We start from the raw sequence: 20,017 nt of genomic DNA on the forward strand, positions 1-20,017 counted from the left end.
GGGGCTCACTCCTGGGTCTGGGGTTGGGCGGGGGTCGCATCGGCGGGCCGCAGGATTTCCGGCGGCGCGCCCAGTGTTCGGGCCAGCCAGCGCGCGGCCGCAGGGGCATCGAGCGTGGCGCGCGCCTCCGGCCCCAGCGCCGCCGCGGCCTGCAGGAACAGCAGCGTGTCCGCCGCATCCGCGCGGGCCTGCACGCGGGCGAGCGGCGAGGCGTAGGTCAGCCGCGCTTCCCGCCCATCAGGCAGCAGCGCGGGGATCTCGCCCCGCCGCCGCAGCACGGCCAGGCAGCGCGCCACCAGCGGCGTCAGCAGCTCCGCCTGCAGGCGGCCATAGGTGGCGCCGAGCAGCCGCGCGCTCTGCGCGCTGCGTTCCAGCACCTCCGTCGCCGTCATGCCGGGCTTCTCCGCCTGCCCGATCCGGTCGGCCAGCAGCGCGCCGCGGATGCGGGTCCGCAGGTCGTTCAGCACGAGCTGGGAGACATCGAAATTCCCGGGCGCAGCGAGCGGCGTGAGGCCCGATGAACCCGGCGCCTTCGGGATGATGGCGCCCGGCACCAGCCGCACCGTGGCGGGGTTCAGCACGCCATCGTCTTCCGCCTGCCAGATGCCGGTGGCGGCGATGGAGGCGTTCTTCAGCACCAGCTCCACCACCTTGTTGGCGGTGCGGATGTCGGGCAGGGCCTTGGCCACGGGACCGCGGCCATAGACCTCGCCCGGCACCTTCAGCCAGCGGAAGGCGATGAAGGGACTCTCCGCGAAGCGGCCCTCGGCCAGCAGGCGGGACGTGCCGTCCTCCTCCTCCGCCACCACCGCCAGGCGGTGGCCGGCCCGGGCGTCCGGCCAAGCGGCTTCAACCACCCGCAGCTTCGGCGCCGGCTCGTCCTCGCTCCGGCGACGCTCGGCGATCACCGCCGCGGGCCAGCGCGCCTTGATCTCGGCTGCCGTCAGGCGCAGCGACCGGAACACGGTATCGAGCCGGCCGGACACGCCCTCCTCCAGCACCGCGTCGCGCATCGGCACGGCGGAGAATCGCAGCGCGGAAGCCTCCCCCACCGGCGCTTCCTCCACCAGCAGCAGGCCGGTGCCGGTCACGACCAGGTCGAGGAAGGCCTGGTGGATCTCCAGCGCGAAGTTGGAGCGGTCGAGGTGCCCCTGCAGCGTTTCCGCCGCTTCCTCCAGCGTCTTCGCGACGTCCTGCGCCGCGGCGCTGTCGGCCACCTTGCGGGCCGGCGCCAGGCCGAACCAGCGCGACCACGGCGGCACCAGCTCCGCGAGGAGGGAGGCCGCCAGCTGTTCCGCCGCATCGGCTGCGGTCGCGTCGAACAGCGGCGCGGCGTTGGGCGCGGGCAGCGCCACGTCGTAGCAATCCTGCCACTGCCCCTCCAGCGGCCGGCGGCGGGCGGAGGCGCGGGCGTGGCGGGCCAGGATGTCCTCGGGTGTCATCATCGCCCTCACTCGCCCAGCAGGCTCTTGCGCACGGCGAAGGCCGGCGCCGGGTCCAGCACGCCCCGCGCGGAGGTCGTGATCGTGCCCGCCAGGCCCCGCCGCGCGCGCTCCAGCGCCTTCTGGCGGGCTTCGCGTGCCGCGCTGTCGGCGTTCGCCGCGGCGGCGGCATTGGCATCGGCCTGCGCCTGGGCGTTGGCCGCACTGGAATCGACGGCGGGCGCCGCCGGCTTCGGCGCCCTGATCAGGCCACCCATGCGCGCTTCCTTCGGCTTGATCGGTGAAAGGGTCCGGGCCGCCCGCCAAAGAAATGGGCCCGCCCGGCGAACCGGACGGGCCCGAGGCAGGGACCGGAGGGAGGTGCCATCGGGCGCAACTCGCCCCGTGGCCTGGCCTGTGTAGCGGCCCTTCAGGGCTGTGTCAAGAATTATTTCCTATTTCGCCAAAGATTCTGCGCGGTGCCGTTTCCGCCATCTGCCCACCCAGCGCGCGGAACAGTCCGAAGGGCGTGATGGCGAAGGGCGCGCCGGGCCCCAGCAGCGCCCGGCAGAGCGACACGCAGGTGAAGGGGGCCAGCACAGGCCCGATGCTGGCCGCGGGTTCACCGGGCACGAAGGGGCCCAGCACGCGCAGCCCCGCCCGCCGGTAGAAGCCCGGCAGGTCGAAGCCCGCCGCTACCGGCAGCCTGGCCACCACCAGGCGGCCCGACAGCGGTTCCAGCACCGTCCAGCCGGCCTCATCCGACAGTGCGGCGAAGCAGTGGCGGAACCCCGGGCGCAGCAGCCGCAGCCAGGGCTGGTCCGCCACGCCGCCGAAGGCGATCCAGACGCCCTGCCCGGTGGGATCGGCCGCCAGCGCCCGCCGATGCGCCAGGCGGGCCTTCATCGGCGCCCACACGGGAAGGGCAGGATCTCCGCTCCGCTACGCGTCGCAGGTTCCTCCGGCAGCGTCACGCCGCGCGCCGGCCCGCTGTCCATTTCCCGCGCCGGCCCGATGTCCATTCCCCGCGCCGGCCCGGCGACGATCCCCTTGGCGCGCAGGGGGTAGTCCAGGCGGTCCATCGCTTCCCGCCACAGGCGAAGGTCGCCGGCCTCCTGCGGGATGCGGGCGCTCGGCTGGTCGCCGCGTTCGCCCCAGATGCGCAGGATGCGCGCATGGGCGAGGTCGATCCGCCGCTGGCGATAGAGGCGGTCCAGCACCTTCACGACGTCATCGGGTTCGCAAGGCCGCACCACCGTGCCGCGGCCGGCGCCCAGCCTGGCGCCGTCGCGCCGGGCGGTCAGCGCCGCCATGGTCCAGAACCAGGCATCCTCGGCGCAGGTGAAGGGTTCCGCTCGGCTCATGCTGGCCAGGACAGGGGCGCGGCTGGTGATGAAAGCCATCTCAAGGGGTCCTTCCTCGTCCGTTCCCGAACAAAACAGGAACAAAGCCCTCTTAGACTGTTCCACTCACGGTTGCAAGGATGTTGTTCCTATTGATTCGCGACTCGAAACCTAGGATGTGATGCCCAGGTCGAGTCCCCATATCCGGGCCTCGATTCGCATGAGGGGCCGGCTGCGATGCGGCACGAGGATATCTGGCGGGCGATCGACGCCCTGGCGGCCGAGCATGGTCTCTCGGCCTCCGGCCTGGCGCGCCGCGCGGGGCTGGACGCGACCGCCTTCAACCCGTCCAAGCGCACCGGCGCCGATGGAAGGGCGCGCTGGCCCTCCACCGAGAGCGTCGCCAAGGTCCTGCACGCCACGGGAACGGGGATGGAGGCCTTCGCCTCCCTCGTCACCGGTGCGCCCGCCCTGCCGCGCAACCGCACCATCAGCGCACGGCGCATTCCGCTGATCGGCCTGGCCCAGGCGGGGGGGGAGGGCTATTTCGACGATGGCGGCTACCCCGTCGGCGGCGGCTGGGACGAGATCTCGGTCCCCGATGTCCCGGACCCCAATGCCTATGCCCTCGAGATCAGCGGGGAGAGCATGGAGCCCGTCTTCCGGGATGGCGACGTCGTCATCGTCTCCCCCGGCGCGCCTGTCCGCCGCGGCGATCGCGTGGTGGTGCGCACCCGGGCGGGGGAGGTGATGGCCAAGCAGTTGCTGCGGCAATCCGCCCGGCGCGTCGAACTGGCCAGCCTGAACCCGGCCCACCCCAACTACAGCTTCGACCTGTCGGAACTGGCCTGGATGCATCGCATCGTCTGGGCCAGCCAGTAGAGGCGCTTATCGCGGCACCCAGCGCAGCAGGCGCAGCGCGTTCAGCGTCACCAGCACCGTTGCCCCCGTATCGGCCAGGATCGCCGGCCACAGCCCCGTGATGCCGGCCAGCGTGGTGGCCAGGAACACGGCCTTGAGGCCGATGGCGACGGCGACGTTCTGATGCACGTTCGCCATGGTCGCCCGCGACAGGGACACCAGTTCGGCCACGCCCGTCACGCGGTCCTTCAGCACGGCGGCATCCGCCGTCTCCAGCGCCACATCGGTCCCGCCGCCCATGGCGATACCCACCGTGGCGGCAGCCAGCGCCGGCGCATCGTTGATGCCATCGCCCACCATCACCACCGCGCCATCCTGCATCAGGCGCCCGATCTCCCGCAGCTTGTCGTCCGGCAGCAGTTCCGCCCGCGCCTCCAGGCCGATCGAGGCGGCGATGGCTGCGCCGGTGCGCGCATTGTCGCCGGTCAGCATCACCGATCGCAGGCCGAGTGCCGCCAGCGCCGCCACGCCGTCTTGCGCATCGGCCCTTGGTTCATCGCGCAGCGCGACCAGGCCCAGCAGCGCGTTGTCGATCAGCACCACCGCGACCGTCCTGCCCTCGGCCTCCAGCCGCGTCAGGTCGGTGGCCAGGTCTCCCAGCACGGCACCGGCCTCCGCCGCATGGCGGGGGCTGCCGACACTGATGCGCCGCCCGGCGACGGTCGCGACCACGGCCTTGCCGGGAAGCGCCGACTGCCCCCGGCCCGGGGGCGGCGACAGGCCCCGCTCGGCGGCCGCCGCGAGGATCGCCTTGGCGAGGGGATGGGCCGAACCCTGTTCCGCGCCCGCCGCAAGGGCCAGCACCTCATCCACCGATCGGCCCGGCGCGGGCAGCACCGCCGTCACGCGCGGGCGGCCTTCGCTCAGCGTGCCGGTCTTGTCGAAGGCCACGGTCCGCGCAGTGCCGATCCGTTCCAGCGCGGCGCCCCCCTTCACCAGCAGCCCTCGCCGCGCCCCGGCCGAGAGGCCGGAGGCCATGGCCGCCGGCACGGAGATCACCAGGGCGCAGGGGCAGGCGATCAGCAGCACGGCAAGCCCGCGATAGAGGCTGGTGGCCCAGTCCCAGCCCAGCGCGAAGGGCGGGATCACGATCACGAGCAGGGCGACGATCATCGCGCCCGGCGTCCACCACCGGGAAAACCGCTCGATGAAGCGCTGCGTCGGCGCACGGGACGCTGTCGCTTCCTCCACCAGGCGGATGATGCGGGCGATGGTGTTGTCGGCGGCGGTCCGCGTGACACGCAGGCGGATGGCGCCATCGCCGTTGATCGCGCCGGCCATCACCGCATCGCCCCGGCCGCGCGCGACCGGCACGCTCTCCCCGGTCACGGGGCTTTCATCCAGCGCGGTGGTGCCTTCCTCGATCATGCCATCGCAGGGCACGCGGTCGCCCGGCCGTACCAGCACCAGGTCGCCGATGCAGAGCCACTCCGGCGCCACCTCGTCCGTACCGCCATCGGGGCGGAGGCGCAGCGCCACGCGCGGCATCAGTTGCGCCAGCGCCTGGATTCCCGCGCGGGCGCGGCCGGCGGCCACGCTCTCCAGCAGTTCGCCCACAGCAAAGAGCAGCACGACGACAGCCGCTTCCTCCGCGGCGCCGATCACGGCCGCGCCGATGGCGGCGGTGCACATCAGCGTCTCGATGCTGAAGGGGCTGCCGGCGCGGGCCAGCGCGATGGCGCGCCGGCCGAAGGGCACCACGGCCACCGCCGTGGCGGCCAGGAACAGCGGGTAGGTCAGGCTGTCCGGCAGCACCAGTGACGCCGCATAGGCGCCGATCACCAGCGCGCCGAGCAGCCAGGTCAGCGTCGCCTTGCCGGTTGCCCACCAGGGCCGCATGCGCGGCGCATCCTGGGTGTCACGCGGGTGGCTATGCCCGTCTGCGGCCAATGGCGGGGCAGCGGCTGGTGGCGCCCCATCGACCAGACTCACGCCGTAGCCGAGTGCCGCGATCTGCGTCTCCACAGCCTCCGTCCGCCCGCCGGCGTCGAGGTCCAGCGAGAGGCGTTCGGCCATCAGGTTGACCTCGACCGCCGAGACACCCGGCAGGCGCTCCACCGCCCGCGTCACCTTGGCCACGCAGGCGGCGCAATCCATGCCCTCCACCCGCCAGGTCACTCTCGTTGCTGTGCCCATGATTCCCGCCCGGTGATTCCGGTCGTGGTTATGGGACCTCCAGCGACTGGAGGTTCAAGCCCTCTTTTCGGGCCCGTGGCCCACCCGGCGCGATCCAGCCGATGGCGGATGCGACCGGGCCGGGCCACCATGCGGGCACGAGGGCAGTGGCAGCCTTCGTCGGGAAGCGGGAGGCGGAGGGTGGATGAGCGCGGCCTATTCGATCGGCGACCTGGCGCGCGCCACCGGGGTCAAGCCCACGACGATCCGGTGGTATGAGCAGGAAGGCTGGCTGCCGCCGCCCGCGCGGACAGAGGGCGGCCACCGCGTCTACGGGGAGGGCCATCTCCGTCGCCTCGGCTTCATCCGTCATGCCCGCGAACTGGGGTTCGAGAGCGAGGCAATCCGCGCGCTGCTGGAACTGGCCGACCACCCCGATGCCGATTGCGGCAAGGCGCATTCCCTGGCCATCGGGCAGATCCGGGAGATCGATGCCCGTCTGCGACGCCTCGCGGCGCTGCGGGCGGAACTGGACCGGATGGCGGCGAATTGCGCCGGCGGCGTCGTCGGCCAATGCCGCATCATCGAGACATTGTCCGATTTCGACCACGGGCACTGCGCGGATCCGTCGCATCGCGGTCAATGATGACGTCGCGGCGGCCGGATCGCGGAGGATGCCAGCCGCGATGGTTGGGGCGCCAGGATTCGAACCTGGGAATGGCGGTACCAAAAACCGCTGCCTTACCGCTTGGCGACGCCCCATCCCGTCGCGGTGCCTCGGGTAGCGCGGAAGGCGGCATCGCACAACGGGGGGGATGGGTGTCCTGGGCAGGGAAAACGACTGTCCCCGGAGTCGCTGAAAACACCCGCTGGTATCACCGGGCGTGCACCATCCCATGACGAGAGCGCGTCGTTCACCAAGACTTCACCCGCAGCGGCGATAAAGGGGACACAGGGCCTGCCGGCGCGGGCCCCGTGACCAGCCCCGCAACAAGCGGAGGGCGGGCGCGCGTGTGAAGTCCTGCCGCAAAAGCGGCCCGGACGATCACGGCGTGTCGATGCGCCGGCCAATCCGGAACATGGCCATGTGCTGGCTATGCTGGCCCCACAACGGGGCCGCCGACGACGGACCCTCCGTCGCCGTGCGGCTCGCTGCGGATTCGCCACTGCCGACCGCGCCGCGGTTGCACCTGACGACGTCGGGCAATATCGCCGTGGATGGCGTGCTGAGCGGCTTCGCCTGGGGCGATGGTGATCCTGTCAGCTTCGCCTTCACCGACAGTCCCACGGATTACGAGAGCTTCTACGGCAGCAACGAACCGATCCGCGGCTATGCGCCGGTCAGCGCCACCATGCGCGACGCCGTCCGCAAGATCCTGCTGGGCGACGCCGCCGGCGGCCCGGGCAGCCCCGGCCCCTGGGTCACGGGCTTCACCAACCTGTCCATCGTCGAAAACGCGACCGATTGGGCCGCCGATATCCGCATCGCCCGTTCCTCCGCCCCCTCCACCGCCTGGGCCTACTACCCGAATGGGCGGGAGGGCGGGGATGTCTGGTTCGGATCGCGCAGCGCCTTCGAGACGCCGCAACTCGGCAACTACGCCTTCCTGGTCGCTGTGCATGAACTCGGCCATTCGCTCGGCCTGAAGCATCCGCATGAAAGCTGGAACGGCTTCGGCGCCCTGGCCGCCGAATTCGACATGCTGGAATTCACCGTCATGTCCTACCGGTCCCATGGCGGGCTGACGACCAGCACCGGCTACACCAACGGCACCTTCGACTATCCGCAGGGCTGGATGATGCTGGACATCGCGGCCCTGCAGGCGATGTACGGCGCCGACTACACGATGCGCAGCGGCAATACCCGCTACTTCTGGAACCCGGAGACCGGGGAGACGGTGATCGACGGCGTCGGCCAGGGCGCGCCCGGCGGTGGCGCCGGCGGCACGGCGAACCGGGTCTTCCTGACGATCTGGGACGGTGGCGGGATCGATACCTACGATCTCTCGGCCTATGCGAATGGCGTGGCGGCCGACCTGGCGCCGGGCAGCTGGAGCGTGCTCTCCGCAGCCCAGCTCGCGGTGCTGGATGTCCGGGAAGGGTTGGTGACGCAGGCGCGAGGCAATGTCTTCAACGCGCTCCTCTACCAGGGCAACACCGGGTCCCTGATCGAGAATGCCGTCGGTGGCGTGGGCGCGGATACGCTGCTGGGCAACGAGGCCATCAACCAGCTCTCCGGCGGCGGCGGGCGGGATCTGCTGGACGGGCGTGGCGGGGGTGACGTGCTGGATGGCGGCGCGGGGGCGGATACGATGCGGGGCGGCATCGGCGACGACCGCTACCGGATCGATGACGCCGGCGACCTGGTGACCGAGGAAGCGGGCCAGGGCAACGACACGATCGTGGCCGCCATCACCGGCTCCATCACCCTGCCCGACCATGTGGAGGCGCTGGTGCTGGAGGCCGGTACCACCGGGATCGGCAATGCGCTGCGCAACCTGATGACGGGCCATGCGGGCGCGAACCGCCTGGAAGGCCGCGGCGGGGACGACGTGCTGGAAGGGCGCGGCGGCGCCGATACGCTGGTCGGTGGCGCGGGCGCCGATACCTTCGTGCTGCGCCGGGGCGACGGGATGGACCGGATCGAGGATTTCACCCCGGGCACTGACCTGCTGGTGCTGGTCGGGTTCCAGCGCAGCGCATCCTCGCTGATCAGCAGCGCGGCCAGCCTGTCGGATGGCTTGTGGATCGACCTCGGCAGTGGGGACGGGCTGCTGCTGGCGGGGCTGGCGGCGGGGCGGCTGTCCGCGTCCGATCTGGTGCTGTAGCAGGCTGCGCCAGGGTGGAGCGGGTCGGCCGGGCGGCGCCTTTCCGGGCCGGAGTCGGCCGCCGCCCGCCGGCCGGCCTCAGGCCCAGAGTTCGGGCCTGGCGAATTCCTCCGCCAGGCGGGCGGCGGCGGCGTCCAGCAGCCGCTCTCCCTTCGCCGCGCTGGCGCTTCGCGGGTCGCCGATCACGCCCGTATCCGTCATCTGGTCGAAGCCGCGGCTGCGCTTGAAGCCGGGGGGCGCGGGGGGCGCGAATTTCCGCGGCACGGCCTCCGTGATCCGGTCCGCCCGCACGCAATCCGGCGCCAGCGCCATCATCATGGAGGTCTCGGCCTCGCAGGCATGCATGACGTTGGGCTGCGATTCGAGGATGGCCCCGAAGGTGTCCGCATTCGCCAGCCAGTAGGTCAGGCCCACGACAGGCACGCCGAGATTCCGCGTCAGCTCGATCGCCGAGCTTGCGATCGCCTCGGTATTGCCGCCATGGCCATTGACCAGCGCGATGCGCCGGAAGCCGTGCCGCGCGACGCTGCGGGCGATGCCGCCGACCAGCGCCATGAAGGTCGCGAGGTCGAGCGTCATCGTGCCGCCGAAGGCCATGTGGTGCTCGGCCAGGCCGCTCCAGATGGTGGGGGTGACCAGGGCTTGCGTGCCCGAATCCACCAGCCGTCGCGCCGTACGTTCCGCCACGGCGGTGGCCAGCACGGTGTCGACGCCCACGGCCAGATGCGGGCCATGCTGTTCGATGGAGGCGACGGGGATCAGGACGATGGTCGCGGGCGTGGCCCGCGACTGGATCTCGGCGGCGGTCAACCGCGCCCAGAAGACTTCCTGCGAACCGGCCATGCCTGCCATCCCCTCATCGAGGATGGCAGGGTAGGGCGGATGCGGGCCGCCTGTCAGTCCTTGGCGTTGGCCTTGCCGCGGATATGGAGGGAGAACGCCATCAGCGCCGCGCCGATCAGCATGGGGACATAGCCCGCGCCCGGGTCGATGCGCACATTGCGGGTGCCGGCCATCTCCACGATCATCGGGCGCAGGCCGGAGAAGACGTCGATGGCCGCCACGAAGCCCCAGATCGCCGGCGCGACGATCATCAGGATGGCGACGACGGTCGCCTGTTCCGCCCAGCGCTGCCACTGCGGCACGAAGCGCGTCGCGATGGCCGCCACCAGCGCCGCGAGGGTGAGGGCGGAGAGGACGGGCAGCTTCTCGATCATCGAGAGGTCATGCACCGCGTTGCCCGTGCCCTTGAATACCACCGCCGGCATCACGTAGCCGAGGATGGCGGCACCGATGCCGATCATCAGCGTCATGCGTTCGGTGTTCTGCGCGGTCGCGCGCATGTCGGTGGTCGCCATGGGTTTCGTTCCTGTCCTGGACTAGAGGGTTAAGGCCACGCGCCGATGTGTCCCGGCGTCACGGCCCGGCCGAGCTCCCGGCGCTCGCCAGCCTTCATGGACGAAGGGTTGCTCTCAATTAATTTACCCGGCGGGGCGACGCAAGCGCGGAATCGCCACGGCGGTGGTTGCGGCGGGGGCGAGGCTGGGCAAATTCTCGACCATGCGCGCGACCCTGATCCTCCTCTCCCTGCTGCTCCCCCTCCGCCCCGCCGCGGCGCAGGAAGCGGTGCATGGCGGCCCGGTGAGGGCCCTGGCGGTGGCGGCGGATGGCGCCCTGGCCTCGGCCGGCTTCGACCAGTCGATGATCCTGTGGGACGCCGCCAGCGGCCGGGCGCGGGCGGTGGTGCGCTGGCATGCGGGGGCCGTGAACGCCCTGGCCGCGCTGCCCGGCGGCATGATGGCCAGCAGCGGGGAGGATGGGCGCATCGCGCTCTGGCCGCCCCGGCCCGGCGCGCAGCCGCTGCGGGTGCTGGAGGGGCATGAGGGGCCGGTCGTGTCCCTGGCCGCATCGGGACCGCGTCTCGCCTCCGCCGCCTGGGATGGCACCGCTCGGGTCTGGGACCTTGGCGGCGCGCCGTCGCGGGTGCTGCAAGGGCACCAGGGCAATGTGAACGCGGTAGTGTTCGGCGCCGATGGCGTGGTGGTGACGGCGGGCGCGGACGGCACGATTCGCGCCTGGCCGGAGGGCGAGCCCCCGCGGACGCTGGCCGAATTCGGCCTGCCGCAGAACACCCTGGCCCTGCTGCCGGGCGGCGCGCTGGCGGCGGGCGGCGCGGATGGCGTGGTACGCATCGTGACGCCGGATGGCGGGATGCGGGAGTTGCAGTCGGGCACGAGGCCGATCGTGGCGCTGGCCGCCGCCGCCGACGGCGCCGTGCTGGCGGCCGGGTCCATCGGCGGCAGCGTGGCGCTGTGGGATGTGGCCGCGGGCCGGTTGCGACACACGCTGGAAGGCCCCGGCCTGCCGGTCTGGTCCGTGGCCTTCGCCCCCGATGGACGGACCCTCTGGACCGGCGGCGCGGATCGGCGCGTGCGGCGCTGGGACGTCGCCACCGGAAGGCCGATCGGCCCCCTGGGGGGGGAGGTGGAGGCCGCGCCGGTGGCGGGGCTCGATCCGCATGGCGCGCGCGTCTTCCGCGCCTGCAGCGCCTGCCATGCCCTGACGCCGGAGGGCGGCAACATGGCGGGGCCGCATCTGCACGGGTTGTTCGGCCGGCGCATGGGCAGCGTCGCCGGCTACGACTACTCAGAGCGCCTGGCGCGCGGCGACATCACCTGGACGCGGGAGACGGTGGCGGACCTCTTCACCCGCGGGCCGGATGAGGTGACGCCCGGCACGAAGATGCCGGTGCAGACGGTCGGCAATGCGGAGGACCTGGCCGCACTCCTGCGTTTCCTCGAGCAGGCGACGCGATAGGCGTCAGCGCCGCTGCTCCGTGCGGCCCACCTGCCGGCCCTGCGCATCGTAGTGGCGCGTGACGCCGCCGGAGGTCTCCGACCGCCCGGTGCTGCGCCCCTGCGCATCGTAGTGGCGGATGGTGTCGCCGCGCTGTTCGCTGCGGCCGACGGTGCGGCCCTGCGCATCGTAATGGCGGGTCGTGTCGCCGCGGGTTTCGCTGCGGCCGACCGACCGGCCCTGGGCGTCGTAGTCGCGCGTTGTATCGCCGCGGGTTTCGCTGCGGCCGACGCTGCGGCCCTGCGCGTCGTAACGACGTTCGGTATCGCCGCGCGTTTCCGCCCGGCCGATCTGGCGGCCCTGGGCGTCGTAATCGGCCTTGGTCTGGGCCGCGGCGGGGGCGGCGAGGAGCAGCAGGATGAGGAGCGAGCGCATGGTCGTAGCCTTGTCGGCGAAAGAGGCTTCAGGAAGGCAGCAATCGGGCGATGGTGACGATGCGCTCCGTCCGGTCTTCCAGTTCGAGCGAGGTTGGCACGCGGAAACTGCCAAGGGGTGAAAGCCCATCCCGCGGCAGGTAGGCGCGGCCGGGATCGGCCAGCCAGACCTCCGCCCCCGAAGCCGCCATGGCGCGCAGCCAGGGCAGGATATGGGCGGTCATCGGCGCCTCGTAGCAGACATCGCCGGCCAGGATGATGTCCCAGCGGCAGGCGGCGCCGACGACGTCATCCCTGGGCAGCACCAGTGCCACGCCGTTCAGCGCGGCGTTCACGCGGCAGGCGGCGATGGCGAGGGGATCGATCTCCGCCGCCTCCACCACCGCGGCGCCCGCCTGGACGGCGGCGATGGCGGCGATGCCGCATCCCGCGGCGAAATCCAGCACGCGGCGGCCGGCGACGGCCTGCGGCCCATCCAGCACGAGGCGGGCGAGGGCCTGGCCGCCGGGCCAGGCGAAGGCCCAGAAGGGGGGCTCGATCCCGGTCTGGCGCAGCCATTCCTCGCTGGCCTGCCAGATCGGCGTGATTTCGGTCGCGAGGTGCAGCGCCACTTCCGGCACCAAAGGCGGGCGGGCTATGGCGGTGTGGGCGCGGATGAAGGCTTCGGCGTCCATCACAGGCGCCCGGCCAGGAAGGCCAGCGCGATGGCGAAGCCCACTTCCCGGTTCGACTTGAACAGCACCAGGCAATGGGCGGGGTCGTGGATGTCGAGCGTCAGCACCTGCCGCGCCAGCAGCGCCGCCGGCAGCAGCAGCGCCGGCAGGAACAACCAGGACAGCCCCGCGAGCCACCCGGCCAGCACCAGCAGCGCCAGCGTCGCGCCGTAGCAGGCGGCGAGGAAGGGGCGCGTCGTCTCCCGGAACTTCAGCGCGGTGCTGCGGATGCCGACGGTGGCGTCATCCTCCCGGTCCTGATGCGCGTAGATCGTGTCGTAGCCCAGGATCCAGAAGAAGCCCGCCGCCCAGAGCGCGAGCGCCGGCCCGTCCAGCAGGCCCGTCGCCGCCGCATAGCCCGTGGGCGCGGCCCAGGAGAAGACGAGGCCCAGGACCGCCTGCGGCCAATCCGTCACGCGCTTGGCCAGCGGGTAGAGGGCGATGGGCAGCAGGGAACACGCCCCGAACAGGATCGCCGCCCAGGGCAGTTGCAGCAGCACCAGCAGCCCCATGGTGCAGAGCCCGGCCAGGAACAGCAGCGCCTGGAACGGCGTCACGGTCCCCGCCGCCAGCGGGCGGCCGCGCGTGCGCTCCACCTGCCGGTCCAGGTCCCGGTCCCAGAGGTCGTTCACCACGCAGCCCGCCGCGCGCATGGCGAAGGCGCCTAGGGTGAACAGGACCGCCAGGCGCAGCCCCTCCGCCCACCCCGGCGCGGCGAGGGCGAAGGCCCAGAAGCCCGGCAGCAGCAGCAGCCAGGCGCCGATCGGGCGGTCGAAGCGGCCGAGCAGGGCGTAGGGGCGCCAGGATTCCGGCAGCCTCGCGACCCAGCCGGTGGCCCGGATGTCGGTGTATCCCGTCATGCGCCTATACCTGTCCGCGGAGGCCCCGCATGTCCATCCCACGCCTGTACCTGGATGCCCCGCTGGCCGAGGGAAACGAGGTCGATGCCGCGCCCGGCCAGGCGCACCACATCGGCACCGTGCTGCGCCGCAGCCCGGGCGACGCCGTGCGGGTGTTCAATGCCCGGGATGGCGAGTTCGAGGCGCGGATCGAGGCCATCCGCAAGGACCGCGGCCGCTTCGCCCTCGGCCCGCGCTGCCGGGCGCCGGGCGAGGAGCCCGAGGTCCGGCTGCTGCTGGCGGTGCTGAAGCGGGACCCCATGGACTGGGTGGTGGAGAAGGCGACGGAGCTCGGCGCGACCCTCATCCAGCCGGTGGTGACGCGGCGGACCATCGCGGAACGGACGAAGGCGGAGCGACTCGGCGCCGTCGCCCGCGGTGCCGCCGAGCAGTGCGAGCGGCTGTCGGTGCCGGACGTCCGGGACGCGCTTCCCCTGCACCGGGTGCTGGATTCCTGGGACGGCGCGCCGCTCGTGGTGGCCATGGAAAGGAGCCTGGCGCAGCCCCTTCGCGCCCTTCCGGCCGGCCGGCCCATCGCCCTGCTGGTCGGGCCGGAAGGGGGGTTCGAGGCGGCGGAGCTTGACGACCTGCGCCGGCGGCCCTTTGTAGTGCCGGCCGCTCTCGGTCCCCGGATCCTCCGGGCCGAGACCGCGGCCGTGGCCGGGCTCGCGGCGCTGCAGGCGATCGTCGGGGACTGGGTCTAAACGGTCTCGGGCACTCCGCCCGGGGCTGGCGCCAGGAAGAGAACGCAGCACCATGTCGAATCCCGGCGAGGCCGACCTCACGCCGATCACCGACCCGCGCCAGCTCGCGGCCTGGTTCGCCGCCGGCAGCAAGCCGCGCAGCGCGTGGAAGATCGGGACGGAGCACGAGAAGTTCGGCTTCCGCAGGGACGGACTTGAGGCCCCCGCCTATGAACCCCCCTCCAGTAAACCTGGGGGCATCAAGGCGATGCTGGAGGGGCTTCAGGCCAAGGGCTGGGCGCCGATCATGGACGGCGCGAATATCATCGGACTGAAACGCGACGATGGCTCCGTCAGCCTGGAGCCGGGCGGGCAGTTCGAGCTGTCCGGCGCCCCCATGGCCGATCTGCACGCCACCCGCGTCGAGCTGTTCGACCACCTGCGCGACGTGCATGAGGTGGCGGGGCCGCTCGGCCTCGGCTTCGCGCCGCTCGGCTTCCACCCGATGGCGACGAGGGAGCAGATGCCCTGGATGCCCAAGGGGCGCTACGCGATCATGCGCAACTACATGCCGCGCGTCGGCGGCATGGGGCTCGACATGATGCTGCGCACCTGCACGGTGCAGGTGAACCTCGATTTCGGCGACGAGGCCGACATGGTGGAGAAGCTGCGCGTCTCCCTCGCGCTTCAGCCCCTGGCCACCGCGCTCTTCGCCAATTCCCCGTTCCGGGAGGGGAAGCCCTCCGGTTTTCTCACGCTGCGGGGCCGGGTCTGGACGGATACCGACCCCGACCGCACCGGCATCCCGCCCGTGGCCTTCGAGGATGGGTTCGGCTTCGAGCGCTTCGCGGACTACGTCCTCGACGTGCCGATGTACTTCATCATGCGCGACGGCAAGTGGATCGACGCCGCCGGCGTGTCCTTCCGCGCCTTCCTGGAAGGGCGGGCGGAGAAGCTGGCCGGCCACCAGGCGACGATGGGCGACTGGGCGGACCATGTGACGACCGTCTTCACCGATGTGCGCCTCAAGCGGTTCCTGGAGATGCGCGGCGCCGATGCCGGGAGCCCCGCCATGCTCCAGGCCAAGCCCGCCTTCTGGACCGGGCTGATCTATGACGACGCCGCGCAGAAGGCCGCCGCCGCGCTGATCCGCGGCTGGACGGTGGAGGAGATGCGGGCGCTGCGCATGGCGGTGCCGGTGCAGGCGCTGGACGCGACCATCCGCGGCCGCCGCCTGCGGGACGTGGCGCTGGATGCCATCGCCATCGCACGGGACGGGCTGAAGGCGCGGGGCCTGGGCGAGGAAGTCTACCTGGCGCCACTCGAGGAGATCGCGGCGAGCGGGATGACCCAGGCGCAGCGCTGGCTGCAACGGTACGAGACCGCCTGGCGCGGCGATGCGTCGCGCATCTTCGCGGAGGCGGAAGCCTGAGCGAGTGTGGCTTTTTAGTCGCTAACCCGATTTAGCCGATTAAGCCGCTTAGGCGCGTTTAGCACCGTTTTCGCGGGGTGGTTCGGGGCGGGAATGCCGCGCGGCGGGCATGGCTGCGCCGGCGGCGCGCGAACATAGCAAGAACGCAACGCCGAAGTCGAGGCTTTTCAGCCGGCCTTCGCGCGTGGCACCGGCCCCGCCAAGGCGCGTTCCAGCAGATCCGCCATCGCGTTGTCGGACGACGCCACCATCAGCGCGGTCGCCGCCGCTGCATCCCGCGCCCGTAGCGCGGCCAGCAGGGCGCGGTGGCTTTCGACGGATCGCGCCAGGCGGCCGGGGCCGAAGCCCAGGCGGAAGCGCAGCGCCTCCACCAGCGCCCAGCTTCGCGCCATGACGGCAGCGGCATCGGGGTTGCGTGCCAGGGCCAGCAGGGCCGCGTGGAAGGCCTGGTTGGCTTCCATCGCCGCGGGACCGTCCCCCGCCCGGGCGGCCATCTGGAAGCGGGCGTCGATCGCCTCCAGCACGTCCAGATCGGCGTCCGAGACGTGGCGCACCACATCGGGCACCAGCAGCCCCAGCACGGCGCCCCGCAGACGGTAGAGGTTGCGGATGTCCTGCGGCGCCAGCACGCGGACACGGGCGCCGCGATGCGCATGGGCCTCCACCAGCCCCTCACCCTCCAGCAGCCGGAGCGCGGCGCGGAGCGGCGTGGCACTGACGCCGAGGCGGGCAGACAGCGCGGCCACGGTCAGCTTCGCCCCCGGCGGCAGGGCGCCTTCCACGATCAGGCGACGGAGCTGGGCGGTGACGGCGTCTTCGGCGGTGGTCATGCTTGATTCTATCAAATCCGTCAGGTTTGATGCAATCAACACAAGGGAGGGCGGCCATGCGCATCGTCGCCGGGCAGTTCCGGGAATTGACGCAGGGCGACCTGGCCTTCGCGCGGCAGATCGGCTGCGCGGGCATCACGGTGAACAAGCCGGATTTCGACAGCCCCGCCTGGGTGGATTTTCTCCTGACGCAGTTCCGGGCCGCCGCGGGCCCACGCCCGCCGAGGCGGCGCTGGTCGGCGATGGAGTTGATCCAGCTTCGGTCCGCCGTGGAGGCGCATGGCCTGGCGCTGGAATGCATCGAGGGCGTGCCCGCCAATTGGCTGGACAAGGCGATGCTCGGCCTGCCGGGGGCGGAGGAGCAGATCGCGGATTTCCAGGCGACGATCCGCGCCATGGGCCAGGCCGGGATCAAGGTGCTTGGCTACAACTGGATTCCCGATGGCGTCTGGCGCACGGCCAAGGCCGCGCATGGGCGGGGCGGTGCGCTGGTGACGGGGTATGACGATGCGCTCGGCCAGCGAGTCGCGACCGGCACCCTGCCCGCGCGCGACGATGCCCGGATGTGGGCGAATTGGGAACGCTTCATCACCGCGGTGCTGCCGGTGGCGGAGGAAGCGGGGGTGAAGCTGTCGCTGCATCCCGATGACCCGCCGGTGCCCGTGCTGGATGGCGTGGCGCGCATCTTCCGGTCCGAGGACGCCTTTGCCCGCGCGATGGGTTTCGCGGACAGCCCGATGCACGGGATCGCCTTCTGCACCGGCACCTTCGCGGAGATCGGCGCCGATCCGATGATGCGGGCGCTGCGGCGTTTCGCGCGGGCGGGGCGCATCCACTACCTGCATCTCCGCAGCGTGCACGGCACGCTGCCGCGCTTCGCGGAGGCCTTCATCGATGAGGGCCATGTCGATTCCGTGGCGGTGCTGCGGGAACTGCTCGATGCCGGCTTCGACGGCTTCGTCATCGACGACCATGTGCCGCATCTGACCGACGATACCGTCTGGGGGCATCGCGGCCGCGCCCATGCCACGGGGCATATCGCCGGCATCCTGCGCGCGCTGCGCAGCAACCCAACGGGAGGACCCGCATGAGGACCACGATGATCCATCGCCGCGCGCTGCTGGCGATGCCTGGCGTGCTGGCGGCCGGCAGCGTGCAGGCGCAGGGCAGCGACCGGCCCTTGCGCATCGTCGTGCCATTCCCGCCGGGCGGGACCTCCGACCTCATCGCCCGCATCATCCAGCCGGAATTGCAGCGGCTGCTGGGGCAGGGGGTGGTGGTGGACAACCGGGGGGGTGCCGCGGGGAATCTCGGCGCGGACCATGTGGCGAAGAGCGCGCCGGATGGCACGACGGTGCTGCTGACCGATCCGGGCATCCTGACCACCAGCCCGAGCCTGTTCGCGCGGCTGGCCTACAACCCGGCCACCGACCTCGATCCCGTCACCATGCTGATCTACGCGCCCTACATCATGGCGGTGCATCCGGGGATGCCGGTGCGGAACGGGGCGGAACTCGCGGCCTATGTGAAGGCCAATCCGGGGCGGGTGAATTTCGCGCATTCCGGCGTCGGTGCGCTGAACCACCTGACCGCGCTGGTCGCCGTCCAGCATTGGGGTGGGGAGGTGACGGAGGTCTTCTATCGCGGGGGGATGCTGGGCATCCAGGCGGCCGCGACGGGGGAGAGCCAGCTGATCGTCAATGGCGCCACCGCCACCCTGCCCTTCGTGGTGGATGGAAGGCTGCGCGCCATCGCGGTGACGGGACCGCGGCGCCTGGCGGAGCTTCCCGAGACGCCGACCTTCGCGGAGCTGGGCTGGCCGGCGGCGGAGGCGGGGATCTGGCAGGCGCTGATGGCGCCAGCGCGCACGCCGGCGCCGGTGGTGGCACGGCTGCACCGGGCCTTCGCGGAGGCGCTGGCGGTGCCGGCGGTGAAGGAGCGCCTGGCGGGGCTGGGGGCGGAGGTGCGGACGGAGGGGCCGGAGAGCCTGCGGCGATGGCTGGCGGGGGAGACGGAGCTGTGGGGCGGGATCATCCGGGCGCGGGGGATCAAGCTGGACTAGCGTCCTGACGCGGGGGGCAATTGACGATGGTCCAGGAGGCTCTGCCTCCTGGCGGATGGGGTATGGGGAAGGCGGAGCCTTCCCCATCAGGACGGCCCGGCTGCGTCGTCCTGAATGCGTATTCCTGGACCTGGCAGGGTTGGCGATCCCCCACCCCGACCAGCCTTCGGCGTTGCGGCAGCGCCGCAACCCCCCGCAAGCGCGGGGGAGGGCGCAGTGCGCGGCTTCAGCCAGCCGTGTCCGCCAGGTACCCCATCGCCGCGTCCACCCCGCCCGGCGTATGCGGCACGCCTTCCAGCCGCAGCCCGATTTCCGTCGCGGCCAGCGTGCCGAGCAGCATCGGCTCGTTCAGGTCGCCGAGATGCCCGATGCGGAAGACCTTGCCGTTGAGGCGCCCGAGGCCGGCGCCCAGCGCCACGTTCATCGTGGCCACGCGCTTTCGCAGTGCCTCCGCATCATGGCCGTCGGGCATCAGGATGGAGGTCACGGAATCGGACAGGCGGTTGGGTTCCAGGCCGTAGAGCTGCGGCCCGTTGTTGCCGGCCCAGTGGCGGACGCAGCGGCGTGTCGCTTCCGCCAGGCGGTGGTGGCGGGCGAGGACGTTGCCGAGGCCCTCTTCCTCGATCAGGCGGAGCGATTCCTGCAGGCCGTAGAACAGGGCGATGGGCACCGTGCCGATGAAGCTGCGGTGCTTGCGCCCCAGCATGGTGGTCCAGGAGAAGTAGTGCTTCGGCAGGGTCGATCCGTGGTGCGCGCGCATCGCCTTGGCGGAGACGCCGGTGAAGCTGAAGCCGACGGGCAGCATCAGCCCCTTCTGGCTGCCGCCGACCGCGGCATCGACGCCCCATTCATCCATGCGGAAATCGAGCGAGCCGAGGGAGGAGATGGTATCCGCCATCAGCAGCGCGGGGTGTCCCGTCTCATCCAGCAGGGCGCGGATGCGGGCGAGGTCGAGGGTCATGCCCGTCGAGGTCTCGTTGTGCACGGCGCCGATGGCCTTCAGCGCATGGGACGTGTCGGCCAGCAGGGCGGCGCGCAGCGCGGCGTAGTCCACGCCCTTGCGCCAATCGGCCGGCAGCGTGTCCACGACGATGCCGAGGTCGGCGGCCATCTTCCCCCAGCTGTCGGAGAAATGGCCGGTCTCGATCACCAGGATGCGGTCGCCGTGGGAGAGCAGGTTGGTCAGCGTCGCTTCCCAGGCGGCGTGGCCGGAGCCGGTGTACATGAACACCTCCTGCTCCGTCCGCAGGACGCGCTTGAGGCCGGCGACGCAGCCCTCATAGACCGCCATGAAGTCCGGGCCGTTGAAATCGACCGTCGCATGGGCGACGGCCTGCATGACGCTGTCCGGGATGTTGGTCGGGCCAGGATTGGCGAAGAAGTGGCGGCCGCGCGGTTTCATCTGTGTTTCCCCGGCGCGGGGCGGAGTGGCCGCGCGCTGGGGCGATGTTCCTGCTTAACGGTGGCCATGGGAAGCGGGGGGAGCGCTGCTCCCCCCGGACCCCCCTCGCCAGGGTCGAAGGCGACCCTGGACCGCCGG

Annotated in this window: 20 protein-coding genes and 1 tRNA gene; 8 read left to right on the plus strand and 13 right to left on the minus strand. The window is 71.8% G+C overall.

Translation table 11 applies throughout. The features are described from left to right. Positions 1–5: 5 nt before the first annotated feature. The 4 genes from BM041_RS02640 to BM041_RS02655 form a co-directional block, all read right to left on the minus strand. Positions 6–1,445, minus strand: coding sequence for a portal protein (locus tag BM041_RS02640; RefSeq protein WP_139225936.1), 1,440 nt, complete (start codon positions 1,443–1,445; stop codon positions 6–8). Between the two features lie 5 nt (positions 1,446–1,450). Continuing rightward, positions 1,451–1,699, minus strand: coding sequence for a hypothetical protein (locus tag BM041_RS02645; RefSeq protein ID WP_245761898.1), 249 nt, complete (start codon positions 1,697–1,699; stop codon positions 1,451–1,453). Between the two features lie 163 nt (positions 1,700–1,862). Beyond that, positions 1,863–2,327: a hypothetical protein gene (locus tag BM041_RS02650; protein WP_175533680.1), complete on the minus strand. Its 465-nt coding sequence runs from the start codon at positions 2,325–2,327 to the stop codon at positions 1,863–1,865. After that, positions 2,324–2,824: a hypothetical protein gene (locus BM041_RS02655; RefSeq protein WP_245761899.1), complete on the minus strand. Its 501-nt coding sequence runs from the start codon at positions 2,822–2,824 to the stop codon at positions 2,324–2,326. The genes BM041_RS02650 and BM041_RS02655 overlap by 4 nt, the downstream gene beginning before the upstream one ends. Positions 2,825–3,001: 177 nt before the next feature. On the opposite strand from BM041_RS02655, the gene BM041_RS02660 reads away from it, so the two are divergent. After that, entirely contained in the window at positions 3,002–3,646 is a 645-nt protein-coding gene (locus BM041_RS02660; protein WP_092955073.1) for a S24 family peptidase, read from the plus strand. Positions 3,647–3,652: 6 nt separating this feature from the next. Here BM041_RS02660 and BM041_RS02665 read toward each other — a convergent pair whose 3' ends face one another. Beyond that, a complete protein-coding gene (locus tag BM041_RS02665) occupies positions 3,653–5,821 on the minus strand; it encodes a heavy metal translocating P-type ATPase (RefSeq protein ID WP_245761900.1) in 2,169 nt (722 codons plus the stop codon). A gap of 184 nt (positions 5,822–6,005) precedes the next feature. Between BM041_RS02665 and BM041_RS02670 the strand changes: the two genes are divergently transcribed. After that, positions 6,006–6,446 carry a MerR family transcriptional regulator gene (locus BM041_RS02670; RefSeq protein WP_092955076.1) on the plus strand — a complete coding sequence of 147 codons (441 nt, stop codon included), beginning with the start codon at positions 6,006–6,008 and terminating at the stop codon, positions 6,444–6,446. 41 nt (positions 6,447–6,487) lie between these two features. Here BM041_RS02670 and BM041_RS02675 read toward each other — a convergent pair. Continuing rightward, a tRNA-Gln gene (locus BM041_RS02675) sits at positions 6,488–6,562 on the minus strand. Between the two features lie 380 nt (positions 6,563–6,942). Between BM041_RS02675 and BM041_RS02680 the strand changes: the two genes are divergently transcribed. Then, positions 6,943–8,628 carry a M10 family metallopeptidase gene (locus tag BM041_RS02680; RefSeq protein WP_175533681.1) on the plus strand — a complete coding sequence of 562 codons (1,686 nt, stop codon included), beginning with the start codon at positions 6,943–6,945 and terminating at the stop codon, positions 8,626–8,628. A 78-nt stretch (positions 8,629–8,706) separates the two neighbouring features. Here the strand turns inward: BM041_RS02680 and BM041_RS02685 are convergent, their stop codons facing one another. Together BM041_RS02685 and BM041_RS02690 are read right to left on the minus strand one after the other, a co-directional pair. After that, positions 8,707–9,471 (minus strand): creatininase family protein, encoded by a 765-nt coding sequence (locus BM041_RS02685; protein ID WP_092955081.1) that lies wholly within the window; start codon positions 9,469–9,471, stop codon positions 8,707–8,709. A gap of 53 nt (positions 9,472–9,524) precedes the next feature. After that, the gene (locus BM041_RS02690) at positions 9,525–9,986 is read right to left on the minus strand and encodes a hypothetical protein (protein ID WP_092955084.1); all 462 of its coding nucleotides are present in this window, start codon (positions 9,984–9,986) and stop codon (positions 9,525–9,527) included. A 202-nt stretch (positions 9,987–10,188) separates the two neighbouring features. Between BM041_RS02690 and BM041_RS02695 the strand changes: the two genes are divergently transcribed. After that, on the plus strand, positions 10,189–11,445 hold the full coding sequence (locus tag BM041_RS02695) for a c-type cytochrome (protein ID WP_092955087.1): 1,257 nt from the start codon (positions 10,189–10,191) through the stop codon (positions 11,443–11,445). A gap of 3 nt (positions 11,446–11,448) precedes the next feature. Here BM041_RS02695 and BM041_RS02700 read toward each other — a convergent pair whose 3' ends face one another. The 3 genes from BM041_RS02700 to ubiA are packed head-to-tail and all read right to left on the minus strand — an operon-like array spanning position 11,449 to position 13,431. After that, the gene (locus BM041_RS02700) at positions 11,449–11,859 is read right to left on the minus strand and encodes a hypothetical protein (RefSeq protein ID WP_092955090.1); all 411 of its coding nucleotides are present in this window, start codon (positions 11,857–11,859) and stop codon (positions 11,449–11,451) included. 28 nt (positions 11,860–11,887) lie between these two features. Continuing rightward, positions 11,888–12,532: a class I SAM-dependent methyltransferase gene (locus BM041_RS02705; protein ID WP_092955093.1), complete on the minus strand. Its 645-nt coding sequence runs from the start codon at positions 12,530–12,532 to the stop codon at positions 11,888–11,890. After that, complete coding sequence (gene ubiA, locus BM041_RS02710) at positions 12,532–13,431, minus strand: 4-hydroxybenzoate octaprenyltransferase (RefSeq protein ID WP_092955096.1); 900 nt, start codon at positions 13,429–13,431, stop codon at positions 12,532–12,534. Before ubiA ends, BM041_RS02705 begins: the two co-directional genes overlap by 1 nt. Before the next feature lie 29 nt (positions 13,432–13,460). Between ubiA and BM041_RS02715 the strand changes: the two genes are divergently transcribed. Both BM041_RS02715 and BM041_RS02720 read left to right on the plus strand, forming a co-directional pair. Further along, entirely contained in the window at positions 13,461–14,174 is a 714-nt protein-coding gene (locus BM041_RS02715) for a 16S rRNA (uracil(1498)-N(3))-methyltransferase (RefSeq protein WP_092955099.1), read from the plus strand. A gap of 52 nt (positions 14,175–14,226) precedes the next feature. Beyond that, on the plus strand, positions 14,227–15,585 hold the full coding sequence (locus BM041_RS02720; RefSeq protein ID WP_092955102.1) for a glutamate--cysteine ligase: 1,359 nt from the start codon (positions 14,227–14,229) through the stop codon (positions 15,583–15,585). Positions 15,586–15,752: 167 nt separating this feature from the next. Here BM041_RS02720 and BM041_RS02725 read toward each other — a convergent pair whose 3' ends face one another. Then, positions 15,753–16,415, minus strand: a complete 663-nt coding sequence (locus tag BM041_RS02725; protein WP_092955105.1) for a GntR family transcriptional regulator — start codon at positions 16,413–16,415, stop codon at positions 15,753–15,755. A gap of 56 nt (positions 16,416–16,471) precedes the next feature. On the opposite strand from BM041_RS02725, the gene BM041_RS02730 reads away from it, so the two are divergent. Next, complete coding sequence (locus BM041_RS02730) at positions 16,472–17,506, plus strand: mannonate dehydratase (RefSeq protein ID WP_175533682.1); 1,035 nt, start codon at positions 16,472–16,474, stop codon at positions 17,504–17,506. Continuing rightward, a complete protein-coding gene (locus tag BM041_RS02735; RefSeq protein ID WP_092955111.1) occupies positions 17,503–18,477 on the plus strand; it encodes a Bug family tripartite tricarboxylate transporter substrate binding protein in 975 nt (324 codons plus the stop codon). Before BM041_RS02730 ends, BM041_RS02735 begins: the two co-directional genes overlap by 4 nt. Positions 18,478–18,703: 226 nt before the next feature. Here the strand turns inward: BM041_RS02735 and BM041_RS02740 are convergent, their stop codons facing one another. After that, positions 18,704–19,879 carry a pyridoxal-phosphate-dependent aminotransferase family protein gene (locus BM041_RS02740; RefSeq protein WP_092955114.1) on the minus strand — a complete coding sequence of 392 codons (1,176 nt, stop codon included), beginning with the start codon at positions 19,877–19,879 and terminating at the stop codon, positions 18,704–18,706. Positions 19,880–20,017 lie beyond the last annotated feature (138 nt).

Source organism: Falsiroseomonas stagni DSM 19981 (assembly GCF_900114315.1).
GTDB lineage: Bacteria > Pseudomonadota > Alphaproteobacteria > Acetobacterales > Acetobacteraceae > Falsiroseomonas > Falsiroseomonas stagni.

Bases quoted from the DNA above. Each gene is read 5' to 3' on its own strand.
- BM041_RS02730 (WP_175533682.1), top strand. From the start codon at position 16,472: ATGCGCATCGTCGCCGGGCAGTTCCGGGAATTGACGCAGGGCGACCTG.
- BM041_RS02690 (WP_092955084.1), bottom strand. From the start codon at position 9,986: ATGGCGACCACCGACATGCGCGCGACCGCGCAGAACACCGAACGCATG.
- BM041_RS02695 (WP_092955087.1), top strand. From the start codon at position 10,189: ATGCGCGCGACCCTGATCCTCCTCTCCCTGCTGCTCCCCCTCCGCCCC.
- BM041_RS02700 (WP_092955090.1), bottom strand. From the start codon at position 11,859: ATGCGCTCGCTCCTCATCCTGCTGCTCCTCGCCGCCCCCGCCGCGGCC.
- BM041_RS02735 (WP_092955111.1), top strand. From the start codon at position 17,503: ATGAGGACCACGATGATCCATCGCCGCGCGCTGCTGGCGATGCCTGGC.
- BM041_RS02715 (WP_092955099.1), top strand. From the start codon at position 13,461: ATGTCCATCCCACGCCTGTACCTGGATGCCCCGCTGGCCGAGGGAAAC.
- BM041_RS02705 (WP_092955093.1), bottom strand. From the start codon at position 12,532: ATGGACGCCGAAGCCTTCATCCGCGCCCACACCGCCATAGCCCGCCCG.
- BM041_RS02670 (WP_092955076.1), top strand. From the start codon at position 6,006: ATGAGCGCGGCCTATTCGATCGGCGACCTGGCGCGCGCCACCGGGGTC.
- BM041_RS02640 (WP_139225936.1), bottom strand. From the start codon at position 1,445: ATGATGACACCCGAGGACATCCTGGCCCGCCACGCCCGCGCCTCCGCC.
- BM041_RS02665 (WP_245761900.1), bottom strand. From the start codon at position 5,821: ATGGGCACAGCAACGAGAGTGACCTGGCGGGTGGAGGGCATGGATTGC.
- BM041_RS02720 (WP_092955102.1), top strand. From the start codon at position 14,227: ATGTCGAATCCCGGCGAGGCCGACCTCACGCCGATCACCGACCCGCGC.
- BM041_RS02685 (WP_092955081.1), bottom strand. From the start codon at position 9,471: ATGGCCGGTTCGCAGGAAGTCTTCTGGGCGCGGTTGACCGCCGCCGAG.
- BM041_RS02650 (WP_175533680.1), bottom strand. From the start codon at position 2,327: ATGAAGGCCCGCCTGGCGCATCGGCGGGCGCTGGCGGCCGATCCCACC.
- ubiA (WP_092955096.1), bottom strand. From the start codon at position 13,431: ATGACGGGATACACCGACATCCGGGCCACCGGCTGGGTCGCGAGGCTG.
- BM041_RS02645 (WP_245761898.1), bottom strand. From the start codon at position 1,699: ATGGGTGGCCTGATCAGGGCGCCGAAGCCGGCGGCGCCCGCCGTCGAT.
- BM041_RS02740 (WP_092955114.1), bottom strand. From the start codon at position 19,879: ATGAAACCGCGCGGCCGCCACTTCTTCGCCAATCCTGGCCCGACCAAC.
- BM041_RS02725 (WP_092955105.1), bottom strand. From the start codon at position 16,415: ATGACCACCGCCGAAGACGCCGTCACCGCCCAGCTCCGTCGCCTGATC.
- BM041_RS02655 (WP_245761899.1), bottom strand. From the start codon at position 2,824: ATGGCTTTCATCACCAGCCGCGCCCCTGTCCTGGCCAGCATGAGCCGA.
- BM041_RS02660 (WP_092955073.1), top strand. From the start codon at position 3,002: ATGCGGCACGAGGATATCTGGCGGGCGATCGACGCCCTGGCGGCCGAG.